The 23,907-nt window shown below is 62.0% G+C and carries 21 protein-coding genes; 8 read left to right on the top strand and 13 right to left on the bottom strand.

The window, feature by feature from the left end; genetic code table 11:
* Positions 1-12 precede the first annotated feature (12 nt).
* Positions 13-150 (top strand): DegT/DnrJ/EryC1/StrS family aminotransferase, encoded by a 138-nt coding sequence (locus EPO50_RS31465; RefSeq protein WP_367268021.1) that lies wholly within the window; start codon positions 13-15, stop codon positions 148-150.
* A 159-nt stretch (positions 151-309) separates the two neighbouring features.
* Here EPO50_RS31465 and EPO50_RS00980 read toward each other — a convergent pair whose 3' ends face one another.
* The 3 genes from EPO50_RS00980 to EPO50_RS00990 form a co-directional block, all read right to left on the bottom strand.
* Positions 310-2,658 carry an AAA family ATPase gene (locus EPO50_RS00980; RefSeq protein ID WP_296340771.1) on the bottom strand — a complete coding sequence of 783 codons (2,349 nt, stop codon included), beginning with the start codon at positions 2,656-2,658 and terminating at the stop codon, positions 310-312.
* Between the two features lie 104 nt (positions 2,659-2,762).
* Positions 2,763-3,971, bottom strand: coding sequence for a hypothetical protein (locus tag EPO50_RS00985; protein ID WP_296340772.1), 1,209 nt, complete (start codon positions 3,969-3,971; stop codon positions 2,763-2,765).
* Between the two features lie 71 nt (positions 3,972-4,042).
* Positions 4,043-4,918 carry a response regulator transcription factor gene (locus tag EPO50_RS00990; protein WP_296340773.1) on the bottom strand — a complete coding sequence of 292 codons (876 nt, stop codon included), beginning with the start codon at positions 4,916-4,918 and terminating at the stop codon, positions 4,043-4,045.
* Positions 4,919-5,844: 926 nt separating this feature from the next.
* Here EPO50_RS00990 and EPO50_RS00995 point away from each other — a divergent pair.
* From EPO50_RS00995 to EPO50_RS01005, 4 genes are all read left to right on the top strand, one after another.
* A complete protein-coding gene (locus EPO50_RS00995; protein ID WP_296340774.1) occupies positions 5,845-5,991 on the top strand; it encodes a hypothetical protein in 147 nt (48 codons plus the stop codon).
* Positions 5,992-6,386: 395 nt separating this feature from the next.
* Positions 6,387-6,614 carry a peptidoglycan-binding protein gene (locus EPO50_RS31470; protein ID WP_367268017.1) on the top strand — a complete coding sequence of 76 codons (228 nt, stop codon included), beginning with the start codon at positions 6,387-6,389 and terminating at the stop codon, positions 6,612-6,614.
* A gap of 149 nt (positions 6,615-6,763) precedes the next feature.
* The gene (locus EPO50_RS01000) at positions 6,764-8,050 is read left to right on the top strand and encodes a hypothetical protein (RefSeq protein WP_296340775.1); all 1,287 of its coding nucleotides are present in this window, start codon (positions 6,764-6,766) and stop codon (positions 8,048-8,050) included.
* A gap of 808 nt (positions 8,051-8,858) precedes the next feature.
* Entirely contained in the window at positions 8,859-9,989 is a 1,131-nt protein-coding gene (locus EPO50_RS01005) for a hypothetical protein (RefSeq protein ID WP_296340776.1), read from the top strand.
* Here the strand turns inward: EPO50_RS01005 and EPO50_RS01010 are convergent.
* The 5 genes from EPO50_RS01010 to cimA form a co-directional block, all read right to left on the bottom strand.
* Positions 9,986-10,408 carry an OsmC family protein gene (locus tag EPO50_RS01010; protein ID WP_296340777.1) on the bottom strand — a complete coding sequence of 141 codons (423 nt, stop codon included), beginning with the start codon at positions 10,406-10,408 and terminating at the stop codon, positions 9,986-9,988. The two genes, EPO50_RS01005 and EPO50_RS01010, sit on opposite strands and share 4 nt — an antisense overlap.
* A gap of 2 nt (positions 10,409-10,410) precedes the next feature.
* Positions 10,411-11,175, bottom strand: coding sequence for an RNA methyltransferase (locus tag EPO50_RS01015; RefSeq protein ID WP_296340778.1), 765 nt, complete (start codon positions 11,173-11,175; stop codon positions 10,411-10,413).
* 17 nt (positions 11,176-11,192) lie between these two features.
* A complete protein-coding gene (locus EPO50_RS01020) occupies positions 11,193-12,701 on the bottom strand; it encodes a DHA2 family efflux MFS transporter permease subunit (protein WP_296340779.1) in 1,509 nt (502 codons plus the stop codon).
* Positions 12,702-12,705: 4 nt separating this feature from the next.
* On the bottom strand, positions 12,706-13,764 hold the full coding sequence (locus EPO50_RS01025) for an HlyD family secretion protein (protein ID WP_296340780.1): 1,059 nt from the start codon (positions 13,762-13,764) through the stop codon (positions 12,706-12,708).
* A 200-nt stretch (positions 13,765-13,964) separates the two neighbouring features.
* Entirely contained in the window at positions 13,965-15,572 is a 1,608-nt protein-coding gene (gene cimA / locus EPO50_RS01030; protein WP_296340781.1) for a citramalate synthase, read from the bottom strand.
* Between the two features lie 44 nt (positions 15,573-15,616).
* On the opposite strand from cimA, the gene EPO50_RS01035 reads away from it, so the two are divergent.
* Complete coding sequence (locus tag EPO50_RS01035) at positions 15,617-16,735, top strand: mandelate racemase/muconate lactonizing enzyme family protein (protein WP_296340782.1); 1,119 nt, start codon at positions 15,617-15,619, stop codon at positions 16,733-16,735.
* On the opposite strand, the gene EPO50_RS01040 is transcribed toward EPO50_RS01035, so the two are convergent.
* Genes EPO50_RS01040 through EPO50_RS01060 form a run of 5 tightly spaced genes read right to left on the bottom strand, consistent with a single transcriptional unit; the run spans position 16,725 to position 21,211 of the window.
* Entirely contained in the window at positions 16,725-17,489 is a 765-nt protein-coding gene (locus tag EPO50_RS01040) for a bifunctional 2-polyprenyl-6-hydroxyphenol methylase/3-demethylubiquinol 3-O-methyltransferase UbiG (RefSeq protein WP_296340783.1), read from the bottom strand. The genes EPO50_RS01035 and EPO50_RS01040 overlap by 11 nt on opposite strands.
* A complete protein-coding gene (locus EPO50_RS01045) occupies positions 17,486-18,346 on the bottom strand; it encodes a hypothetical protein (RefSeq protein WP_296340784.1) in 861 nt (286 codons plus the stop codon). Before EPO50_RS01045 ends, EPO50_RS01040 begins: the two co-directional genes overlap by 4 nt.
* Positions 18,347-18,982: an ankyrin repeat domain-containing protein gene (locus EPO50_RS01050; protein ID WP_296340785.1), complete on the bottom strand. Its 636-nt coding sequence runs from the start codon at positions 18,980-18,982 to the stop codon at positions 18,347-18,349. It abuts the gene before it with no gap.
* A gap of 4 nt (positions 18,983-18,986) precedes the next feature.
* Complete coding sequence (locus tag EPO50_RS01055) at positions 18,987-20,066, bottom strand: M48 family metallopeptidase (protein ID WP_296340786.1); 1,080 nt, start codon at positions 20,064-20,066, stop codon at positions 18,987-18,989.
* A 2-nt stretch (positions 20,067-20,068) separates the two neighbouring features.
* The gene (locus tag EPO50_RS01060) at positions 20,069-21,211 is read right to left on the bottom strand and encodes a DUF898 family protein (RefSeq protein WP_296340787.1); all 1,143 of its coding nucleotides are present in this window, start codon (positions 21,209-21,211) and stop codon (positions 20,069-20,071) included.
* 162 nt (positions 21,212-21,373) lie between these two features.
* Between EPO50_RS01060 and EPO50_RS01065 the strand changes: the two genes are divergently transcribed.
* Positions 21,374-23,383, top strand: coding sequence for a protein meaA (locus tag EPO50_RS01065; protein WP_296340788.1), 2,010 nt, complete (start codon positions 21,374-21,376; stop codon positions 23,381-23,383).
* A gap of 87 nt (positions 23,384-23,470) precedes the next feature.
* A complete protein-coding gene (gene lysM / locus EPO50_RS01070; protein ID WP_296340789.1) occupies positions 23,471-23,905 on the top strand; it encodes a peptidoglycan-binding protein LysM in 435 nt (144 codons plus the stop codon).
* Positions 23,906-23,907: the final 2 nt, after the last annotated feature.

Genomic DNA, 23,907 nt, shown 5'->3' on the forward strand with positions numbered 1-23,907 from the left:
GCCTATGCCGACCTGGGCCAGGGCAAGGGCAGCTATCCGCTGGCCGAGGAACTGGCCGAAACCGTGCTCAGCCTCCCCATCGGCCCCCACATGCCGACCGACGCCGTCGACCACGTCGCACAAGTGGTGCGCCAAACCCTCAGCAGCTGAGCGCTACTGCTCCGGAGCGGACGCTGTGGCGGGCGACGGCCCAGCCGATGAAGCCGGCGCCGCCAGTGACGAGGATCCACAAGGGACCGTCACTGCTTCACCATTTCACGATCGAGCGCTGGGATCGGCTCGTCGAACAGCATGATCTTCAGTTGTTCGTCAGCGAAACGACACCATAGGTGAGCGGACGAGAGAAAGATTGGCGCCCGATGCATACCGCCGATACTCTTTGACAAGAACCCGCGAGACAGCGATTCCTGCCAGATCCGCCTGAGCATCCAACAGCTGCTTCAGGCCCTCGAGTGCGGTCTCCTTGCGAGTATGACCCCAGCGCACGACGTAAACCGCTTTGTCGGCCATTCTGGACAAAGCAAGGGCGTCGGCGCTCACGAGAACCGGTGGGCAATCCAGCAAGACAGCATCGTATGTGGTTGCAAGAAGCTCCAGCAACTGTGCCATCCTACCGGACGTCAGAAGGTGCGACATGCTCGGGTGCCATGTGCCCGCGGGAATAAGATCAGCGCCCGTCAATTCATCTCTGTGGATGCACTGGTTGAGGACCGCCTGATCATCAGTCAATAGTTCGGCGAGGCCCGGACCGCTCCCGCAACGTAGAAGCAGATGGGATCGCGGGTTGCGCCAGTCGCAATCGATGACGAGAACCCGACGCCCCTTGGTCGCAAGCAAGCGCGCCAGGGAAGCTACCATCACCGACTTGCCCTCGCCGGGAGTAGCCGAGCTGAAGAGGATAGTTCTCGGAATTGACTCCGTCTCGGAGAGCTCAATGCCCAAGGCTAACCGGCGCAAAGCCTCGCCGTAAGGCGATGCGGGCTCGCGGACGACCTTCTGGCTTGCCGTACGTCCCTTTACCTGCGGCACCATCGCCAGTACCGGCATGCCGGTCATACTCTCGATCTGGTCCGGTCGCCGAAAGGTGCGATCATTGCCCTCGAGTACAAGGGCGATTCCCGATCCGATGAGCAGGGCCGCAAAGGATCCCAATCCAAGGAACAGGGCCTTTGGTGGGAAGCTCGGGGCAGCGGCCGGCACCGCCGGCGAGATCAGTTTGGCGTTCGCCTGAAGAGCATCGCCGGCCGTCGCGGCCTGCTTGGCGCGATTGAGCATTGCCTCCAGCAGATTGCGATTCACCTGCGCGTCGCGCTCGAGAGCTTCCAGCTGAATGGATTTGTCATTCACCACACCCATCTGCGCCTTAACGGCGTCGAACTGGGCGGAGAGTGCATTGTATCTTGCTTCAGCCGCTCTCGCGTCTCGCGCCAGACCGTCGATGATACGCCCGACCTCGCCCGACAGACGGGCTGCGACCGAGCCGGCTTCGGCGCGGCTGGCGAGGACCTGCGGATGCCGCGCCCCCAAAGTCGATTCCGTCTCCGCTCCACGCCTTTCTACATCTGCGAGCTGCTGCTTGAGCGCCGCGACCAGCGGCGAGCGCAATACTTCCGGCACGGATTCATTCGCGAGTGCTCCCTTGCGAAGCTGCTGGGCTTCCCGCAACCGCGACTCTGCTTCGACCTTGGCTCCCTGAGCCACTGTGAGCTGGCTGTTCAGCTCGGCAAGTTGCTGCGTCGTGACGCTTCCATTCCCGCTCTTGTATAGGCCATGCGCGCGCCGATAATCCTGGACGGCCTGATCCGATTTGCTCACCACGTCACGAAGTTCGGATATGCGATCCAACAAATATTTGTCGACCTTCTCCATGGCGCGCAGCTTCTCGCCTCGCTGAAAGTCGAGATACTGTTCAGCAAAGGCATTTGCCATGGAAGCTGCGAGAAGAGGCTCCGGAGCCTCCGCCTTAATGCTCAGGACGTGAGAACGGCCAAGCATTGCTACGTCGATCCGCGAAAGCAGCACATCTATCATTCGCTCACGGCCTAGCGCATCCGGCGACAAGTGCGTGACGCTCTCCGCCGTGCTTTCTCCGAAAATCGAACGTTGAACGTCAAGGCGCAGCCCGTTCACAAAGGCCATCGCCTCGCTCCACCGCGAAGGCTTCTGCAGTTCGGGGTTGAAGAATGGACTCTTCTGCAGCTGCAGCTGATCGATAACGCTCGCGGCAATCTGCCGAGACTGCAGTATGAAGCTTTCGTTCTGAACTCTCTCGGCGTCCGGACTGACCTCCGCCAGCACCGACTGAACATTCATCACCCGCGGTGCCTGGATCCCCACGAGAAGCCTCGCCTCGCCAACGTACAACGGCGGCAGTGAGTAAACGATCGCACCAGACAGGGCTGCGCCAAGAATTGTCATCGAAAGCAGCAACCAACGCCGACGCCAAAGTTGGGCGAGCGTTCCACCCAACGTTTGCTCCGTGCTGGGGCGCGATCCGGCGGCCTCTACGGCGATATATTGCGGTGGTGGAAACGCCTCGGCTGCCTCGATTTCTCGGCTCTCGCGATTCAGCCGCTGAACTCCCGTTTTTCTCGAGCCTTGGGTATCTCGCATGATGTGCTCCAGCTCACGGCTGGCGGCCGCGGCCAGCCGGGTCAATCATTCTGTCAACAGCAGAAGCGTATCAGGGAGGTCAGTCGGTGCCGCGTGATCAGATCATGGCGAGAGCAGGATGATGCACCTCAACCGTGCCACACTTCCGCCTAGTCACTCGACGCTGGAACGAAAATCGTCAGGAATCGCTGGCAATCCCGATGACCGAACTGTGCACGCCCCCCCAGGACAAGGAATGTACGCGCGGCATCCTGGGGAACCGCCATATCTTGGAGATCGCGCCCATCGTCGCCGCCCTCGGCGCCTGAAGAACCTTGGGTCTCGAGCCTAATGAATACCATCTCCCCGGCTCTGCTTATGCTGACGGAAACGGCGTCATCTGCCCGAGAATTCTCTCGTAAGACAGCAAAACACATCACAAAGGCTTGGAGAAGGAACTGTCTCGGCCCGATGACGGTGCAATCACCATCACTCTGAATGTGAGTGTGGTCACCACATTCTTCCAAACCGACGGCGCTTTGCGCGAATGCCTCCCGCACCATAGCGGTAAGATCAATCCGTTCATGAGGCGTCACTATGGTAGCAGCGAGCGAGTCTCCGGCGTTCCAGAGTTCATCCATCAGGGCCGCGAGGCGCTGAGTCGCCACGTCGATGAACGTAGCGGCGCGAACAGAATGGCTGTGTTCGGCCGGCAACGCTCTCTTGATGGATTCCATTGCCATCATGATCGTCGTCAGCGGCGTCTTCATCGCGTGAACTGCGGTCGACGCATCTTGCCGAATTTGCGCCGCCAGCCGCTCCAAGTCATCGCGGGGCTGCGCGAACGGGTTCGCGATATAGGTCGAAATGGCGGGCGCTGCGGGCGCTGATGCCGGGAGTGTTTGCCCTCTCTTGATGGCCATGAGAATCAGGGCGATCGTCAGGATCACACCCACGAGATAGACTGCAGCTGCTGACATCGCCGCCGGTTGCTGCCAAAAAAGTACCGCCTTCAGGACGGTGGAATCGGGCGGCAAGCTCGGAGAGGTCGCCTGCGATGCTGACTGATTCAACGGAGCGCTGGCAATCCCGATTAGGGAGAAGGTATGGGCACTCGGCGCGAGCACAGTGTCGCCGGAGGAAGATGCAGTATCAGCCGCAACTGAGCCAGCTTTTGGCGTGGTACCACCGGTCGGCTTCAGCGCAGGCTTCCCGCCTACAACTTGGTTCAGATCGAAGGTACGGGCGATCGCGTCCGATGGCGATGACTCGGATCCTGGCGTGACTAACCGTGGTATCGGGTCACTATGCAGTACCCGCTCCGTCGTATTACCGCCCAGCCCGACAAAGACACCAGCAGCTAGCGCCGGCAGCATCACGATCAGGCTGACGGCCGTCCAAAGACAGACGGCCGGAGGTATTCGCCGCGGATCCATAGTCTGTAACGACCTTAGCTAGAGCCACTGCCGCATCCGCGACCCCAGACATAGCCAAACGCAGTGTAGTTCTCGATCTCGGCAAACGATGGATCGTAGGCCCGGAACTTGCCGCGAATCCGCTTGATGGCCGAGCGCACATTGGTCCGGTAGCCGTTCTCGCCCGTTCCAGCAATGAAGCCGCGATAATGCAGGCAATCATAGATATCGCGGTAAGTTACATGGTGGCCGGCATTGCGCGCCAGCAGATGGACGATCTTGAATTCCCCAAGCGTCAGCTGAACGTCGGTGTCATTCCAAAATGCGCGACTGACATGCGGCTTCAGCAATAGCTTGCCGCATTGGAGGAATCTCTCCCGAAGAGTCTCCGGTGTCTTTATTCCAGCGACGAGACGCAGGCGCTGTACGAGGATGGAAATACCTCTCGCCTTGTCGATGAAGTCTAGCGCCCCATGATCGAATGCAAGGGATTCGTTTGACGTGAAGGGTCGCCCAGTCAGGAAGACCGCTGGCAAGGCGATGCCCAGTCGACGTAGTTGGAGCAGAAGATCAATGCCGGAGACGCGGGGAAGACCCCAGTCCAAAAGGATCACGTCCGCATCGGCGATGTCGTGCACGGCAGCGAGCAAAGATTGCGCATCAGCAAATGTCTCGACCGAGAACCCATGCTCCGTCAGCTCTGCTCGAAGCATCTCCCGGAAATGAGCATCGTCATCTACGGCGATGACCCGCGTTGGCCTTAAGCTCTCGGCTGATGCAGCTGGCGGCAGCAGCGCTGATGCAGAGTGTTGCGATGATAGCAGCATGTTCTGTTCCTCGTGACAGTGTTGCAAGGCGACGCTGTCCCTCTCAAGCCGACATCCGCCTTCACGCAGGACCCAGAGGGCCATGCGAGCGAAGAACGGAACCAATCAGCCGAGAGAGTTACGAGGGTGGGCACCGAATCGCGCGTGAGCGCGATTTGTGGTGAATCGTGGATAGCCCTTCTGTTGGCAATACACTTCATTATGTCCCCAACACTAAACCAAAAGGTTCCCGCCTTTTGGCCCCTTCCCACTTTCAACTAGACGCGTACGGGTCCCAACCCCGCGCATACTATAAGCATGAAAGAAGCTGATAGAGTCGGGTCCGCAGCCTCTTTGCCGTCACGATCACAAGTTCATCACAAAGTCCAAAACAAGAGCAACACTCACCGGACGCTGCCCCTTTTCGGCCCGCGATGCATTCGACGACTTCACCCAGAATATTGCCTACCACTATAAGTAGTGCCTTCACATCCATGCTGGTACGTCATCGATGGTCAGAAGATCTTCAGGGCATCTGCAGCGCAACGTCTGCAACAGGCAGATTCTAACGTCAGTTGTGAACGTGACCTGATCGAGGCCGGCGTCCCTTTCAGTCGAAGGGGAGAGTGCGCGGCCACCAGGACGAAGTTGCTGGTGACCCCAGAGCTAGTCGTGGTCCTTTTATAGGCGGAAGTCACATTAACGTTGCATATCGTACACGAGGCGTCGGCGTTCGCTTTCGCACGCTCTCCGGCTCACGGACTGCAAGAGCAATGATGACGGCCGCTTTCTAGCATCGAGTCGTACTGAGCGAGGTTAAGGAGAGGGCTTTTTCGGGAGGCTCCCCATCTTCGAACGGTCATCGGAGACACCGATTGATCAGGCTATGCCTTAGTTTGATCACGCCTCTAGTCCGCGGGCATCACGCATCATCGCACCGGGCTGGATCGATGCTGGCCTATCCCGAACTTGGAGTGCGAGCATGCATTCTCGCGAAGCGACCTTCATTGAGGCGCAGATCGAAAAGCCAGATGAGCATCAAGGCTCGCCGCGACATCTTCGCGGCGGAAGATCCCGGCATCGCCAGATTGACAGGCCAGTCGATCCGGCAATCGAGTCCTTTTCTCGTCAACTGGCAGAGCGTTTCTCCGATGATGTTCGCAGGGCTCGGGGTCTGATTCAGGACGAGAGTCAGGCGCATGCAGCGCCTTCGGGAAATCAGCAGTCCTTCCCAGAACGGACCAATCCTCGCCGAGCGTATCTTCTGCTCCTCGTATTCTGTCTCGGGACAGGCCTATTGGCAGCCGGCGCGCTCTACTTCCTTCGCCCTCAAGTACAGGCCCCGCCTGCGCTCATCGCTCAACCGATCAATCCGACACCGTCGCAGGCAACGCTTGTTCCTTCGTCGACGATACCAGCGCCGGTGCCGACGCCAGCGACACCGCCAGCGCTACTACCGCTGCCGGATGCCTCTCAACCACGGGCGCCCGCCCCCATCGTTGATGCGGAGCCAGTACCCGTTGTCCCAGTGGAAGAGCGAGCCGTGGTTGCCGAGGCAACGCCAAGAGATCCGATGCTCAATCCCGCGGAAGCAAAAGAGCTTCAGACATTGCTGACCGCGAGCGGCCTAACTCCGGGGCCTGTCGATGGCATCATCGGTCCCATGACCGCAGCAGCGGTTAGGCGCTACGAAGAACGTGAGGGACTTCGCCCTACAGGTTTGGTGAATTACCCGATCCTACAGCACCTCCGGAAGAAACAGGCTTCCCCGACCGGGCCGGAGGCTGCCGCCTCCCAATAGCCGATTGTCATACGTCTACCCAGGCAAGAGGGGCTGACCGAGGCAACGAGACAGAGAAATTCACAGCCGATGACGCGAATACGGAGACATGAATGTCTGCGACCGTGATGCCAAGTCCCCACAGGCCGTACACTGTGGCTTACGGCTCAATGCCAGGTACTGCCAGGCTCAGCTGGGTCGATATCGCGCTCATCGTGCTGTTCCTGATCGGCATCTATACGAACTATACAATCCCGATTTCGAAGAACGTTCCCATTCCTTCCATTCCAGCGGGCGTCGCCGGTCTCATCCTCCTGTGGCGGCGACGGGACCAAATATCGCGCGCTGGGTTGATGGCTTTCATATTGGTCATTGCCCTGTACACCGTTTCCATACTCTGCGCGCCCGATCTTAACTTCCTGCCTAGACGTACAAACGGACTTATCCAGCTCGTCTACTCCATGACGATAGGATACGCGCTGTTTCTGACTGTTACCCTCGGGAGCCGCAATCAGATCGCCGGTCTCTTTCTGGGATGCGCCCTGACACTGGCCATAGGCTGCTTGCTGGAAACCTATGGTGGCTTGCGACCGATCAGCGATTCAGTTCGGTCAGTTCTCTACAGTCGCGGCTTCTACGACGGCGACCTCCGGGACCTGACATACTATGACCGCGTCCGTCCCAAATTCTTTGCGTCCGAACCTTCCAGCGTTACGTTCTGCTACTCACTCTTTACGTTCCTATGGTTGGTCGCGAGCTCGTCGCGGTGGAAACTCATCCTCTACGGGCTATTGTTTGCCCTCGGCATCGCTGCAATGCCTGGCCCAACCCTTTTGCTAATGCTGATTCTTGCGGCGCCTTACCTGGTTTTTCTCGCATCGCGCAGTGGCGGGAAGGTGAATTTTGCCCGCCTGATCCCGAACGCTGCGGCATGCCTCTTGTGCGCAGGCGCAGTCTTGCTGGTCGCACAAACTGTGTTTGTCGAGCGCAATCGCGACGCCCAGTCGGGCAACGATCCCAGCGCTTTCTATCGTGTGCGTGGGCCCGCCCTCGCGGGCATCGACATCATGTCGTCAATGCCCTTCGGCGCCGGATTGACCGGAGAGCCGTTCATCCAAGACAGAGTCACCAACCTCTACCTACGATCTCCGGCGTACTCCTCGGCATGGCCGGTTGTTCATCCTGCCTCCGAACTGTTGATCAACTACTTCTGGCTGCACTGGATCTATCTCGGCCTTGTGCCGGGATTAATACTGATCGCCGCCATCAGCTATTGGCTAACGACTCTGGGTGTTCCAAGCCCAGCTTTCTGCTGGGTCGTATGGGCAATCCTCGGTCAGGCGTCCGGCGCTTATGTTGGCCCCACCTGCTGGGGAGTGCTGTTCCTGGCAGCCGCCGTCGCGGTTCTCAACCAAAGGACCACCTCGAAGACGTGGCTCCTGAAAGCCGTCGATTGACCATTTCGCGCCGGCACTGGATGGACGACCACGAAAGGCCTACCGGCGGGAAGCCAGTGCCCCCGACAGCACGGTCAATGCCATGACAGTCAGCCCTATCGAGCCGGCGTCGTAACCGTCGTCGTCGTCGCGGTAGGCGTCGGGGAATACGGATCATTGTAGACAGTCGTCGTGCGTTGCGTCGTTGGAGCCGGCGGAGGTTTCACCGTCTCATGGCTTACCGAACAACCGACGACCAGGACTGCAACACCCACTGCACTCAAAGGAACGATCCTCATTGGTAACCTCCTTGCTGGAATGGGTTACCAACGGATCCAAGGTGAAACAGTTCCTAGGCGGATCCTTTCTTCGCACACATTCGGTGACATGAGTTCACTAAGGATCACGCCTTCGCGACTAAGCCAGCTGTGGCCTGCCTGCCCATAGGCCAAACAAAGAAGGGTCCGCCACACCCGGCGGACCCCCCCATTTTTGCAACTGCCGAGCCAGTCTGATTCCCCAACCCCACTCACTCGGTAGTGTGCACCATTCGAAGCTACCGCCCTTCTGCACCGACATGCTGTGATGACGAAGAGATATACCGCCCATGATTGTGGTAGAGGACTTCTGCGAACTACAACCTGTTGCGCATCTGGGCGATACCAACCCTCCTCCGTGCGGGCCTCATCGACACCGGAAGCTCAGACGTCGCGTGACCAGGTTGTTCTCCTTATCCGAGCAATGGGCATAGTCTTGTCACCGCCTCGTTCAAAAAGTTCTGGCACCTACTTTGTTGAATCAAAGTTGGATCGCGGGACGTGAGGTGCACGTGGGGCGCGTTCTCTCGGATAAGTCCATCGGCAGGGTATCGCGCCTGCGCGAAGCGGGTATTGGACTGGGCCTGGTGCTGGCGAGCGTCATGGCCTGCCTGCTGGCCGGCGAGCTGCTTGTGCGGATCGTGTCTGATGATCCCAAGCGATGGGAATGGGAGAACTTCGTCACATACCCATCCCTTGCCGAAGGCCGCTGGAACGTCATGCAGCCGGACTCCCTTCTGGGCTACAAGCCGCGCGCCGGGTATTCGGGCACGAATCATGGTGGCAAGGAACTGTTGACCTTCGACATGCGAGGCCTCCGCGTGCATCGGCGCGACTCCCCACCTCCCGCTATCGAAACTCCGCCAGTCCTGGTGTTGGGCAACTCCTACGCCATGGGTGAGGAAGTAAACGACGAAGAGACCTTCCCAGCACATCTTCAAGACATGCTGGATCGCCGCGTCCTCAATGGCGGCGTAGCAGGCTATGGCATCGATCAGGTTGTGCTGCGCGCTGAGGCGCTCGTTCCGGCGCTGAAACCCGGACTGCTGGTGGTTAGCTTCATCGGCGACAACGTGCGTCGAGCGCAGGAACGGGTCTTATGGGGTGTCGAGAAGCCCTATTTTGAGGTGATCGAAGGTGGACTCGAGCTGCGCAACGTGCCGGTGCCGTTGCATGTGGTCCAGCCGATAGATGCATTCCGCAGAATTGCAGGTCATTCGTTCCTGGTCGATCTGACGATGGACCGGCTGGGTTTGGCCGACTACTGGCTAGCGGGCCAGCCTCGTCTCCGCGTGGCCGCCCACGAACAAGGCGACCGTGTCTCTTGCCTGCTGATGGAGAGACTGCGCCAACTCAGCCTCGCTCACGGCCTGACGATACTGATCGTCGCACAGTATACGCCACTTGCCTGGATGAATGAGACGACCCGTCAGTTCGAAGTTCAGACCACCGCGGCGGTCCTGCAATGTGCAGAGAAGAGCGGCCTGCTGATACTCGATACGGCCGCTGCCTTCGAAACTGCCGTTCGAGCCGATGGACTCGATGCTTACTACGTCGGAGGCCACAAGGATGATGCCGGCAACCGACTCACGGCCAAGTTGATCACCGACCGACTTGCTTCGTTACAGCATAAGCCCTTCTAGATTTCGACCAGCACCACTTCATGGGTGACATTGGCCGACTTCTTCACCATGGCGGTCGCCGAGCAATATTTCTCGTCCGACAGGCTCACGGCCCGCTCGATCAGCGCCTTGTTCAGCTTACGGCCGCGTACAGTGTAGACAAGTTTCACTGAGGTGAAGACCTTGGGATGATCGTCGGCGCGCTCGGCGACCAGCGAGACCTCGACCCCTTCGATGTCCTGGCGCTGCTTCTTCAGCATCGAAACCACATCGATCGCCGTGCAGCCACCCAGGCCCATCAGCACCACCTCCATCGGGCGCGAGGCGAGGTTGCGGCCGCCGACATCAGGGGCACCGTCCATGGTGAGGGTATGGCCGCTGCCACCCTCGGCGACGAACAGGGCACCGTCGACCCAGGAGATCTTGGCGGTCGTGGACATGGCTACTCCTCGTGCTTGCTCTTCGACAGGAACTTGATGACGCCGTGGAAGGTGCGGACCTCCTGCTCGGTCATCACCGCGCGCTGCAACAGCGCCCGCAGATTGTTGACCATGGCCGGCCGCATCGCCTTGTGGCGCAGAAAACCCGACTGATCCAATGCCCGCTCGAGATGCTCAAACAGATTGGCGAGCTCCTCCTTGTCGGCCGGCCGCGCCGAATGGTCGGACATGCGCTGAAGGGGCGTTTCGTCACCCCAGGCGGTCCATTCGTAGGCAATCAACAACACCGCCTGCGCCATGTTGAGGGAGGAGAATTGCGGGTTGAGCGGGATGGAGAGCGCGGTGTCGGCATGCACCATGTCGTCGTTGGTGAGGCCGGTGCGCTCCGGACCGAACAGGATACCAACCCGTTCGCCCTGCCCGATCCAGCCATGCATCTCTCCGGCCGCCTGGCGCGGCGTCAGGATGCGCTGGCTGAGTTCGCGGTTGCGTGCCGTGGTCGCGACCACGCGGCCAAGGTCAGCGACGGCATCGGCCACCGATTCGAAGACCTCCGCCTTTTCGAGCACGACGTCGGCACCGGAGGCGGCGCGCTGCGCCTTGTCGTTCGGCCAGCCGTCGCGCGGCGCCACCAACCGCAAAGTCGATAGCCCGCAGTTCAGCATGGCCCGTGCAGCCATGCCGATATTTTCGCCGAGTTGTGGGCGTACCAAGATGACCGCCGGCGTCACGGCGGCAACGGCGCGGCCCTTCGATGCGCGTCCCATGCCGTCCTATAACGTGGTTAGCGCGTCGGGATAAGGGCTGGCCGTCGCATCAGGACCAGAAGCGGGATCAGCACGAGCGTGCAGATCATCATGATGCGGAAGTCGTTGAGGTAGCCGATCAGCGCCGCCTGCCGGGTGATCTCGTTATCCCAGATCGCGAGCATCGTCGGATCATAGCCGGAAGCGTGGCTGCCCAGGGGCCAGCCCGGATGGAAGGGCGTGAACCTCTCCACGATATCGGCGCGGTTCTGCTGGCTGTTGCTGGCCAGCATCGAAACCAGGACGGCAATGCCGATACTGGCACCTAGATTGCGCAGCAACGCGTTGATGGCGGCTCCCTCGGTGCGCAGCCGCGGCGGTAGCGTGGCGAACGTCAGAACCGTCAGTGGCGGAAAGACGAGCCCCAACCCGAAGCCCAGGAGCACGCCATTCCAGATGATTTCCGCTTCGCTGACATTCAGATTGAACAACGTCATGTCCCACAGCGACAGCGCGGACAGAGCGAAGCCGAGGCCGATTAGAAATCGGGGATCGATGAAGTTGATCAGGCGCGCCACCAGCATCATAGAAACCATCATGCCGGCGCCTCGCGGCGCGAGCACGATGCCGGTGGTGAGAACCGGATAACCCAGGAGCTGCTGCAGGAAGGGCGGCATCAGGGTCGCCGTCACGATCAGCACCAGGCCCGCCAGCGCCGTGAAGCAGAGGCCGACGCAGAGATTGCGATCGCGGAAGAGATCTCGTGACAGGAACGGCTGGCGATCGGTCAGCATGTGGATCAGGAACATGGCGAAGGCCACGGCCGCCACCAGGGTCTCGCCGATGATCTCCACCGAGTCGAACCAGTCGAGCATATGGCCACGGTCGAGCATGAGTTGGAAGGAGCCGATCGCGACGGCCAGCAAGGTGAACCCGAGCAGATCGAAGCGGCGCGGCGTGCCATGCACATTATCGCGCACAAGTGCCAGGATGCCGATGGTGCAGAGAATGCCGACCGGGAGGTTGACGTAAAACACCCAACGCCAGCTGAACTCATCGGTCAGCCACCCCCCGAGCGATGGGCCGGCGATCGGACCGATCATGGTGCCGACGCCCCACATCGCCATGGCCTTGCCCTGCTCTTCACGCGGATAAGTATCCATCATGATCGCCTGCGAGACCGGCACAAGTGCCGCGCCAAAGCCACCCTGCAGGGCACGAAACAGCACGAGCTGATCGAGCGACTGGGCGGCGCCACACATCATCGACACGATGGTGAAGCCGACGACACAGAACGAAAGCGTCCGGCGCAGGCCGAAACGCATGGCGCAGAAGCCCGCGAGCGGCGTCATGATTGCCGATGCAACAATATAGGAGGTAACGACCCAGGAGACCTGCTCCTGCGTCGCCGACAGCGAGCCCTGGATTGACGGCAACGCGACGTTGGCGATCGTCCCGTCGAGCGCATGCATGATGGTGGCGGCCATCACCGTGAAAGTGATGAGGCGGCGGCGGCGCAAGGTCGCCCGATCGACGGCCAGCGCCATTGGACTAAGAGCTGGTGCCCGACGAAGCGCTCGCCGATGCGCCCGAGAGGCCGAGCCACTTGGCCGTGCTGTTCAGCAGCCCGCTCAGGGTACGGCTGTGGCCGGTGTCGATCTCGACCGTCGTGCTCATGCCGACCCGGAGCGGCGGGTCACCCTCGCGACACGTGACACTCACCCGCACGGGGATGCGCTGCACGACCTTCACCCAGTTGCCGCTGGCGTTCTGCGGCGGCAGCACGGCGAACTCCGCTCCGGTTGCCTGGGCGATGCTGCTGACCGTGCCGCTGCACTGCGAGTCGGGATAGGTGTCGATGTGGATCGCCGCCTTCTGGCCCGGCCGCACGCGCGTGAGTTCGGTCTCTTTGTAGTTGGCCTCGATCCAGAGATCGGTATCGGCCACCACCACCATGGCCGGTACGCCAGCGGTAGCGTAGCTGCCCGGCACCGGCCGCTTGGAAACCATACCGTCGAGCGGTGACTCGATCATGGTGCGGCGAAGCTGCAGCAGCGCTTCCTCACGGGCAGCCATCATCTGCCTCACGCGTGGATGATCGTCGGCCCGAATCTTGGGATCGCCAGCCAACGCGGCTTCGATGCGGGTGAGATCCTCCTGCGCGGCCGAGATGCGCTGGCGGGCGACCTCGAGGCCCATTCGCGCTTCCTCGAGCTTCTGGGTCGAAGCAACTTTCTTCGCGGCGAGCTCGGCCTGACGGTCGAACTCGGCCTGTGCGAAGGTCTGCTGGCTCAGCGCGGCCTTGATCTCCTCGCGCTTGGTGCGCCACTGCGCGCGCAAGCCCCGGATGTCGGCACGCGTCGTCTCGATCTCGGCCTCGATCTTCGCCAAAGCGTGACGATAGGACTGGTCGTCGAGGCGGAAGAGAAGCTGGCCACGCGAGACGCGCTGGTTCTCCTGAACGGGCACTTCGACGATGACCCCGCTCAGTTCCGTCGCGATCTGAGCGCGATCGCCCTTCACATAGGCGTTGTCCGTGGTGACCGTGCGGCCAGACGACAACCAGACAAACAGGGTGATGGCCAACACGACCGCCGGCAGCAGCCACATGACGGCACGCGCAAGGACGCGCCCAGCCAGCCGCGGCCGCCGCGTTACGGCCGCCGCGATGGGCGGGGTCTGGGTGTCCAGATGCTCTCCGTCTCGCACAAGAGATATGGTCTGCCCCGACCCATTCTAGGTCAACTGGCAGTCGCAACATGGCTGCTAGGCTGGGTTGTGCGAGCTTGGCTCGCTACGCGAATGCCTGCCTATGTCCGTTGTGCGGGCTGAGCGCCGTCGCGAAACAGCTTGTAGGTAATGGCGTCGTAGAGCGCGTTGTAAGAAGCGTCGACGATGTTGGGCGACACGCCGATGGTGCTCCAACGCCGGCCTTTCGCGTCCGCACTCTCGATCATGACGCGTGTCGTTGCCGCCGTGCCGCCAGCCGAATCGAGGATACGGACCTTGAAGTCGACCAACCGCATGTCCCCGAGCTCCGGATAGACCGGGAGCAATGCCTTTCGCAACGCAGCATCAAGGGCGTTCACGGGACCGTTGCCCTCGCCCACTTCCATCGCGCGGCGGCCGGCGACATCAAGCTTCACGGTCGCCTCGGACAGGGCGATCAACTGGCCGCGCGCATTCACCCGTCGCTCGGCCAGCACCCGGAAGCTCTGAAGCGCAAAATAGTCGGGCACGGTGTGGAGTTCATGCCGTGCCAGAAGCTCGAACGACGCATCGGCGCCGTCATAGGCATAGCCCTCGGACTCGCGTTCCTTCACGATTTCGAGCAGGCGCGCGACGCCGGGATCCTTGGGATCGACCTCCAACCCGATCTGGCGAAAGCGCGCCATGATGTTGGAGCGCCCGGCCTGATCGCTCACCACGATGATACGCTGGTTGCCGATCACCTCGGGATCGACATGCTCATAGGTCTTGGGATCCTTCTCGACCGCCGAGACGTGCAAGCCGCCCTTGTGGGCGAAGGCGCGCGTGCCGACATAGGCCGCGCTGCGGTTGGTCGGCATGTTCAGCCGGTCGTCGAGCAGGCGCGACAGGTGCGTGAGCCGCTGCATCGCGCCGTCCTTCAGGCCCGTATCGAAGCCCATCTTCAGCACGAGATTGGGGATCAATGCGATCATATTGGCATTGCCACAACGCTCACCGAGCCCGTTGATCGTGCCTTGGACCTGGCGCGCGCCGGCGCGCACTGCCGCCAGCGAGTTGGCCACGGCATTCTCGGTGTCGTTGTGAGTGTGGATGCCGATCCGGTCACCCGGGATCTTCTTCACCACCTCCCCCACGATGCGCTCGATTTCGTGCGGGAGGGTGCCGCCGTTGGTGTCGCAAAGCACCAGCCAGCGAGAGCCGGCCTTCTCTGCAGCGGCGAGGCACGCCATCGCATAGTCGGGATTGGCCTTGTAGCCGTCGAAGAAATGCTCGGCATCGAACATCACCTCATCCATGCGTGTCTTTGCATAGGCGAGTGAGTCCGAGATCATCTCGAGATACTCGGTGCGATCGACCTCAAGGGCGACATCGACATGGAAATCCCAAGTCTTGCCGACCATGCAGACGTTGCGTGCCTTGGTCTGCAGGATGGCGGCCAGCCCGGGATCGTTGGCCGCACTGCGGCCGGCGCGGCGCGTCATGCCGAAGGCTGTGAACTTGGCGTTCTTGAATTCTGGCGGCTCGGCAAAGAAGCGATCGTCCGTCGGATTGGCGCCCGGCCAGCCGCCTTCAATGTAGTCAATCCCGAGCAGGTCCAGCTCGCGCGCAATCGCGACCTTGTCGGCAACGGTAAAGTCGACGCCTTGGGTCTGGGCGCCGTCTCGCAGGGTGGTGTCGAAGAGGTAGACTCGGTTGGACTGGCTCATGGCGCGCGCATCATAGTGACGAGAAGTTACGGGAGATACGCCTTATGACTACTCCGACCACAATCGTCGAGCTGCGCACGAGCCTGTTGCAGGTGCCGTGGCGAGGCGCCGCGCCGGCCGCGGGCATCCTCTCCGAGCCTCATCGCCAGATCTTCGTGCTGGAGATCGAGACGCAAGGCGGCCTGGTGGGCATGAGCTACCTGATGCCGCTACGTGGTGGCCTGGACACGCTCGATGCCTGCATGAAGGAGCTGATTGCACCTCATGTGATCGGTCGCGACGCAACGGAAGTCGAGGGCATCTGGCAGACCCTGTACCGCAGCAACTTCTGGCTGGGCCGCATGGGCGTCACCGTTTTCGCCCAGAGCGCCGTCGACATGGCGCTGTGGGACATCGTGGGCAAGCGGGCCGGCCTGCCGTTGTTCCGGCTCTGGGGTGCGGCGCGCACCGAAATACCGGCGTACGGCTCCGGCTGTTTCCGTGGCCTCGGCCGCGACGGCATGATCCGCCGTGCCAAGGAGTTCACGGCCCAGGGCCTCAAGGCCATCAAGATGCAGGTGGCTCACATCCGGCCGTGGCGCGAGGACGTCGAGAACGTGAAGGCGATGCGCGAGGCCATGGGCGGCGGCGTCGAGATCATGATCGACGTCAACATGGGCTGGGACGCTGACACCGCCATCCAGGCCGGCCATCGCATCGACGAGTTCGATCCCTACTGGCTCGAGGAGCCGGTGGTCGCCGAGGACTTCGCCGGCTACCGCCGGATCGCCGCGGCGCTCAAGACGAGGGTCGTGGGCGGCGAGAGCCACTTCACGCGCAACGACCTCAGGCCCTTCTTCGAGACGCCGTGCGTGCCAATCCTTCAGCCCGACCCCATGCGTGGCGGCTATACCGAGCTACGCAAGATCGCAGCAGCGGCCGAACCCTGGGGCATCCGCCTCGCCCCACATCTCTTCCACGAGACGATGGTCCACCTGCTGGCCTCGATCCCCAACGCCAGCTACCTCGAATACATGGACTGGAACGACGATCTCTGGATCGAGCCGATATTGCCCTCGAAGAACGGGACGATGAGCCCACCCGAGCGGCCGGGCCACGGCCTCGCCTTCCGGCCGGAGATCCTGAAAGACCATCGCATCGGCGGACAGCGCCTCAAGGGCTGAAGGCGTCGACGCAGGCCTCGAAGGTGATGCTCTTGCTGTCGCGGTCCGGTGCCGCGCCGCGGCGGTAGTCGGCGGAAACGACGAGGTCGACGAAGCCTGCCGCACCGAGCGCCTCCTCGAACTCGGCAATGCCCCACCAGCGCAGGCTAAAGAGTTCCTCTTCGGCGAGGATCAGCCGACCGTGCCGCCAATGCTCGTAGGTAAGAAGCGAAACCGTCGTCTGGCGCGCAGCGTCGGTTTCGAGGTGACGCTCCTGCAGAGTGAGCAGGCCTTCGCCCGCCTGCCAGCTTCGTTGCCTATCCGTCGCGTCGACGAAGGCGGAAACGGGATCGAGATCGACGATCAGCCGGCCGCCCGGCCGCAGCGCCGCGCGGAACCGGTGCAGCACGTCACGCGCAACTGCGGCATCGACGATCAACTGGAACGACCCAGCCGGCAGGATGATGGCGTCGAAGGCCCGTTCGACCTTGAAATCCTCGAACCTCTGTAGGCTGAGTGGCGGCGCGAAGCCGCGCGCGGCGCATTCACGGCGGCAATAGTCGAGCATCTCCGGCGAAGCATCAAAACCTTGCACGTCATACCCGGCTTCCAGCAAGGAAATCAGGACGCGGCCATTGCCGACTGCGGGTTCAAGTACGGGACCGCGGCATCCCTTCAGCCCTTCGCGGTAGAATTCGATGTCACCGAAGGAACGACCAATCGGCTTGTCGAGGTGATAGACCCAGGCTGCCACTGAGCCGTAGCGGTTGTTCATAATCGCAGCCGGCCAAGCGTCGCGGCGGCGAAGCGCTCGGCCGAGAGTGGGTCGAACTCCATGAACAATGCCGGCTCCAGCACCTCGACTTCGATCACGATCAGCGTGCCGTCGCGTACGACGCCGTCGACGCGGGCGTAGAGCGGCCGTTCCGGCAAAGCGGCGAGGCAGGCTGCCCCCTGCTCTGTCACCGCGGCCGGCGGCGTCTCGGCGGTGCGGGTCGGCTTATAGCGCGAGTTGGAGCGGAATTCGCCCGGTGGTGGGCGTTTGCGGATAGCGTGACTGAAGACACCGTCGAAATAGACGAGTGACAATTCTCCCTCGGCGATCTCGTGCAGGAATTCCTGCACGACCACACCTGAAGCGCGCGCTTCGTCAGAGAGGTTGGCGACCTGTTCGGCCAGCGTCGCGCGTTGCAGAAGCTCGACCGAATGACCCGAGGCGCCGGTGGCGGGCTTCACTACGGCGCGGTCCCAAAGCTCTTCGGCAAGGACCTTATCGATAATGGCGGCATCGCAAGCGACGACATGCGTTCGAGGGACGCGTACACCCGCCACTGCAAGCTTCCCGACATAATCTTTGCGCAGGTTCCAGCGAATGAGATCGATGGAATTGAACAGTTGCGTTGCAGAGGCCATCGCCTCCGTCCACTCGCGAAAAGCTTCCAGCGTCCGATAGTATCCCCAGGTCGCGCGGATAACGACGGCATCAGCGTCCGCGAAGCCACTACGCGGCCCATCCCACGGCGCACTGACGACACGACAACCACGCCGTTCGAGCGCATCGGCATAGAGACGATCGGACACCAGGAGGTCGGGACTCTCGCGAGATGTCGCCAGGACGACTACGCCGACCATCTATTTCTTCTTCGTTCGCGGCACCAGCGCCGCGAGCCGCTCGATGAATGGCGCTGGCAGACGGCGTGCGCGTGCGATCTCGACCGCATCGCGACCACGATCATCGCCGATCGTCGGATCGGCGCCAGCCGTGATCAATAGGTCGAGTGTCTTCAACCGCTGCAGCCGCGCCGCATAGAAGAGCGGCGTTTCCCCGTGTGCTCTGAGGTTCAGGCGCGGCTTCGCCTTCAATAGCTCGCGCATCATTACCGAGTCATCGCGCCACACGGCCGCCCACAAGGAATAGCTGGCATCGGCGCCGCGCCTCAGCAGGAAGCGCACCAGCGGCAGGTTTTCGCCACGGGCCACGGCGTACCAGACGGACGTGGCGCGGAAGTCGCCTTCGTCCTCGTCCATCGGCACCTCGTCCTCGAGGCATGCACCTGCCCGCAACAGCACGGTCACGGTCGCAATGCCATTTGGCTCACGGAGCCCGGCAGCTTCCGGTCGCATCGCGCACGCCAGATGCAGCGCCTGGCGTCTTGATGGATCGCGTGCGGAGACCAGCGCCGGTGCAGCCTTGAGCATGGCGGCAACCGACGCGGCGTCCCACACTTTGACCGCCGCGAACAATGCTGTCTTGGACGGCGCTTTCATGGTGCTACTTGCACACGTTCAGGAGCGCCTGCCATTCAGCATTGCTGAAGGCCGGCCGTCCCGTGGCAGGACGCTTGGTGGCCTCGATGCGCTCGGCCGTCGGCGGATGGCTGGACCAGATGCCCGCGGCCGCTGCCGCGTCCTTGGGTTCCTTCTCCATGAGCTGCTGGAAGAAGGTCGATACCCCATCGGCACGCAGGCCACGCCGCTCCAGCAAATCCACACCGGTCGCATCGGCCTCACGCTCGGCGGAGCGCCCGTTGCGCAGCGCCAGCAGCAGACTGCCGCCGCCACCTACCGTGCTCATCATCTCCGAATAACCGCCGCTCACGAGCTTCAACAGCAGGTCCATGCCATAGGCGCGCACCAGTCCCTTGGTCGGGTGATAGTGCACGACGTGACCGATCTCGTGTGCCACGACACCCGCAACCTGCGAGCTGTCCTTCGCCTGGGTGATCAGGTCGGAATAGAAAACCAGGATGCCGCCCGGAAGGGTGAAGGCGTTGACCGGTCCGCCTTCGACGATGTGCACGGTGATCGGGTGAGGATAGCCCGCTTCCTTTGCGAGATCGTTGGCCAGGCGGTTGATGGCCGCCAGCCCCACCTCGCCCTCGCACTCCTCCTTATCGGCGAGGAGATCGTCGAGGACGGTCTCGCCCAACTGCTCCTGCCAACTGTTCGGCAGGAAGGGCACGGCATACTCCGTACCGTAGTCGAGGATGCCCCAGAACACGCCGACCAAGGCGACGATGGCTGAGGAGAAGACGGCGATGCGCCGCCCGACCGCCACCGGGCGCGGCACCAGTGCCTGTAGCGCCGGCGCCAGCGAGGCGAGGGTGCTGCGCACCTGCGGGTCTTCGACGATCAGCCTTGCGTCGCTGCCGTGCCGCACGATCGATGGCACCACCTCGTGCTGGGTATCGCCCAGCACGGCGACTTCGCCGATCGGCCAGCGCGCGACGACTTCCGCTCCAGTCGGCCGGTAGATCACCAGTTCGTTCGTCGTAAGCCGTACCGAGACGATGTGAACTTCGGCGGTCTCGCCGTCGTAGTAGCGGGTCGTCATCGTGGGAGCAGCGGCCACGCTCAAACCCCGCTCACGTCGAACATGTCGAGCAAGCCCTCGCCGTAACCTGGTCCGCGATCTGCCGGCTGGCGGATCTCCTGGCCATTGGGCACGCCGTAGATCCAGAGCTGGGCCGAGATCAGCTTCATCGTGCGATGCATCACCAAGGGCCAGCCGATGCCGAGGGTCAGCAGGATGATGAGATAGTTCAGCACCAGGAAGCCCCACATCTGCCGCGTCGTGATCGCCGTCGTGAAGAGCAGGTTTCCGGCACGGCTGTGGGTCACGAGGTAGCGCAACAGATAGGCCTGCCACCAGCAACGCAGCGGCAGGATCAGCAGGCCAAAGACGATGTAGGCGGCGAAGGCCAGAACCAGGACCAGCAGCACGGTGTTCAGGCTGGGGTTGGACAGAAGCCTCAGAAAATCGTCGGATGAAATGCCAAGACCTTCGATCGTGCCGCCGACAGCGGCAAAGACGGCGACGCCGGCGGCGATCCAGGCAATGATGTTCAGGAAGTAATAGCCGATATAGCGGCCGTAGATATCACCAGCGCGGCCCGCGAAGACGAACGGCAGGGTGCCGACGCGCGCGTTGGCGATGCGCGGCCGCGCGAGATTCACCGAGACGAGCGGAGTCAGCAGATAGGCCGTCGTAGCGTTGACGAAATGCAGGCCCGTCGCCAGTGCGCCGTAGCTCCACGCCGACCCTGCCATACCGCAACGAATGCCGCGCCAGCGCGTGCGCGAGAGCCTGTAGCGTAGCCCTGCATAGTGTCCGACATAAGCCAGCGGAAAGCCGATCAGCGCGACCGACAGCGAGAAAAGGTCGAACATGCCGAAGCTTGCCATCGGCTTCTCGTGAAAGACGTAACGCCAGACCAACCACATCAGGCCGATCCAGACCGCGACCAGCAGCAAGGCGAACAGGAACCCGATCAGAAGCTCGCGGCCACGACCACGATATTCGAAGCGATCCCCCAGGACCGCGAGGTGGCTCCAGACGTAGCGGCGGATGTTGGTACGCCCCCAGAAACGTGACCAGCCGAGCGTCACCAGCATCAGCAAGAGATGCCTCAGATAGATCGCGTACAGCTCGCCGAGCCGCCCGTCATAGACCGGCCGGCTGGGCGTCGGGTCGGGTGCCCAGGGGGTTCCGGGCACAGTCGTTTGGCTGACAGCCTGAGGGGCAACCTGCGTCCAAGGAGAGGAAGAGTTACTCAACGGGCCCCTATCTCACTGATTGCACTGCAAAATTTTCCATGCTGCGACGCAGCATGTATTGGTGTAGGCAAGTTTACGTCAACCTCGCCGCGAACCGCCACCATGACAGCATCCGCCCGCGACAAAGCCCAAAAGAACCAGGCCAACAAGGATCGGCCCTGGCTGATCCGCACCTATGCCGGCCATTCGACGGCAGCCAAGTCCAACGAGCTTTACCGGACCAATCTGGCCCGCGGGCAGACCGGCCTGTCGGTGGCCTTCGATCTGCCGACGCAGACCGGCTACGACAGCGACCACCCGCTGGCCAAGGGCGAAGTCGGCAAGGTCGGCGTGCCGATCTCCCATCTCGGCGACATGCGCACCTTATTCGACGGCATTCCGCTCGACCGCATGAACACGTCGATGACCATCAACGCCCCGGCGGCGTGGCTGCTTTCGCTCTACATCGCGACGGCCGAGGCCCAGGGTGTGGCACGCGACAAGCTGCAGGGCACGACGCAGAACGACATCATCAAGGAATATCTCTCGCGTGGGACTTACATCTTCCCGCCGGAGCCGTCGCTCCGCCTGACAGCCGACACGATCGGCTTCACCTATCGTGAAGTTCCCAAGTGGAACCCGATGAACGTCTGCAGCTACCATCTGCAGGAAGCGGGCGCGACGCCGGTGCAGGAGCTGGCCTTTGCCCTGGCCAACGCCATTGCCGTGCTCGACGCGGTGAAGGCCCGTGGCCAGGTCCCCGAGGCTGATTTCCCGCAGGTCGTGGGCCGCATCTCCTTCTTCGTGAACGCGGGCATCCGCTTCATCACCGAGATGTGCAAGATGCGGGCCTTCGCCGAGATGTGGGAGGATATCACCCTCAACCGCTACGGCGTCACCGACGCCAAACAGCGTCTGTTTCGCTATGGCGTTCAGGTGAATTCGCTCGGCCTCACCGAACAGCAGCCAGAAAACAACGTCTACCGCATCCTGCTCGAGATGCTGGCCGTCGTAATGAGCAAGAACGCACGCGCCCGCTCGGTGCAGCTCCCAGCCTGGAACGAGGCGCTCGGCCTGCCGCGGCCGTGGGACCAGCAATGGTCGCTGCGTCTGCAGCAGATCGTGGCTTTCGAAACCGATCTTCTGGAATACGCTGACATTTTCGACGGCAGCAAGGAGATCGCAGCCAAGGTCGAAGCGTTGAAGCAGGAAGCGCTCGCCGAGATGGGTCGCATCGCCGACATCGGCGGCGCTGTGGCCGCGATCGACGCCGCCTATATGAAGCAGCGCCTGGTCGAGTCCAACCTCAAGCGCCTCGCCGCCATCGAAATAGGCGAGCAGACCGTGGTCGGCGTCAATGCCTTCACCGAAGGTGAGCCCTCGCCGCTTTCTGCTGGCGAAGGCTCGATCATGACGGTCGACAGCTCGGTCGAACGCGATCAGGTGGAGCGGTTGAATGCCTGGCGCGCCTCGCGCGACAGTGCCGCGGCGAAGAAGGCGCTGGCTGAATTGACCGCCGCGGCCAAGGAAGACCGCAATGTCATGCCGGCTTCGATCGCCTGTGCGCAAGCGGGCATCACGACCGGCGAATGGACGGAAACGCTGCGCGCCGTATTCGGCGAGTATCGTGCGCCCACCGGCGTCGCGCGTGCCGCCGGCGTCAGCGATGGCCGGCTGGAGGCCGCGCGCCGCGAGGTCGACAGCGTGTCGAAGCGTCTCGGCCGGCGCATCAAGATACTGGTCGGCAAGCCCGGTCTCGATGGGCACTCCAACGGCGCGGAACAGATCGCCGTACGTGCCCGCGATTGCGGCATGGAGGTTGTCTACGAGGGCATCCGGCTGACACCCGAGCGCATCATCAATGCAGCGATCGAGGAGAGCGTGCACGTCGTAGGCCTCTCGATCCTCTCGGGCGGTCATGTCTCGCTGGTAAGTGACGTGCTGCAGGGCATGCGTGCCGCGGGCATCGCTGATGTGCCTGTGGTGGTCGGCGGGATCATCCCACCGGCCGACGCCGAAGCGCTGATTGCCGCCGGCGTCGCACGTGTCTACACGCCCAAGGACTTCGATCTCACGCAGATCATGCGCGACGTCGTCTCCGTGGTGGACCACGCCTGGAAGAACGCAGCCTAGACGCGATAATCTTCACTATCTCTCCTCTTCGCGCCGAGCTACCGTCGTCTCGCAGATTGCTCTGCAAGAAGCGAGAAGGAGAAGCAGATGGGCCTGTTCGACTTCGTTCGCGACATCGGTCGCAAGCTCTTCACCAAAGACTCCGACGCCAATGACAAGCTCAAGGCGGAGATCGAAGCCTCGCTCAAAGGGGTCGAGGGATTGACCGTCGACTATGACCCTAGTTCGGGCACCGTGAAGCTCGGCGGCACCGCCTCTGATGCTGCGGCTCTGCAAAAGGCAATCCTCATCGCCGGCAATACGATGGGCGTCAGTAATGTCAGTACTACGGGGATGAACATCGCCGCCGAGGACGATACGCAGTATTACATCATCAAGTCGGGCGATACGCTGTCGGCCATCGCGCAGCACTTCTACAAGGATGCCAACAAGTATCCGAAGATCTTCGAGGCCAACCGCGAAGTGATCAAGGACGCCAACCTGATCTTCCCAGGCCAGAAAATTCGTATTCCGCCGGCCTGATC

The sequence above is a fragment of the Reyranella sp. genome (assembly GCF_004297405.1).
Taxonomy (GTDB): Bacteria; Pseudomonadota; Alphaproteobacteria; order Reyranellales; family Reyranellaceae; genus Reyranella.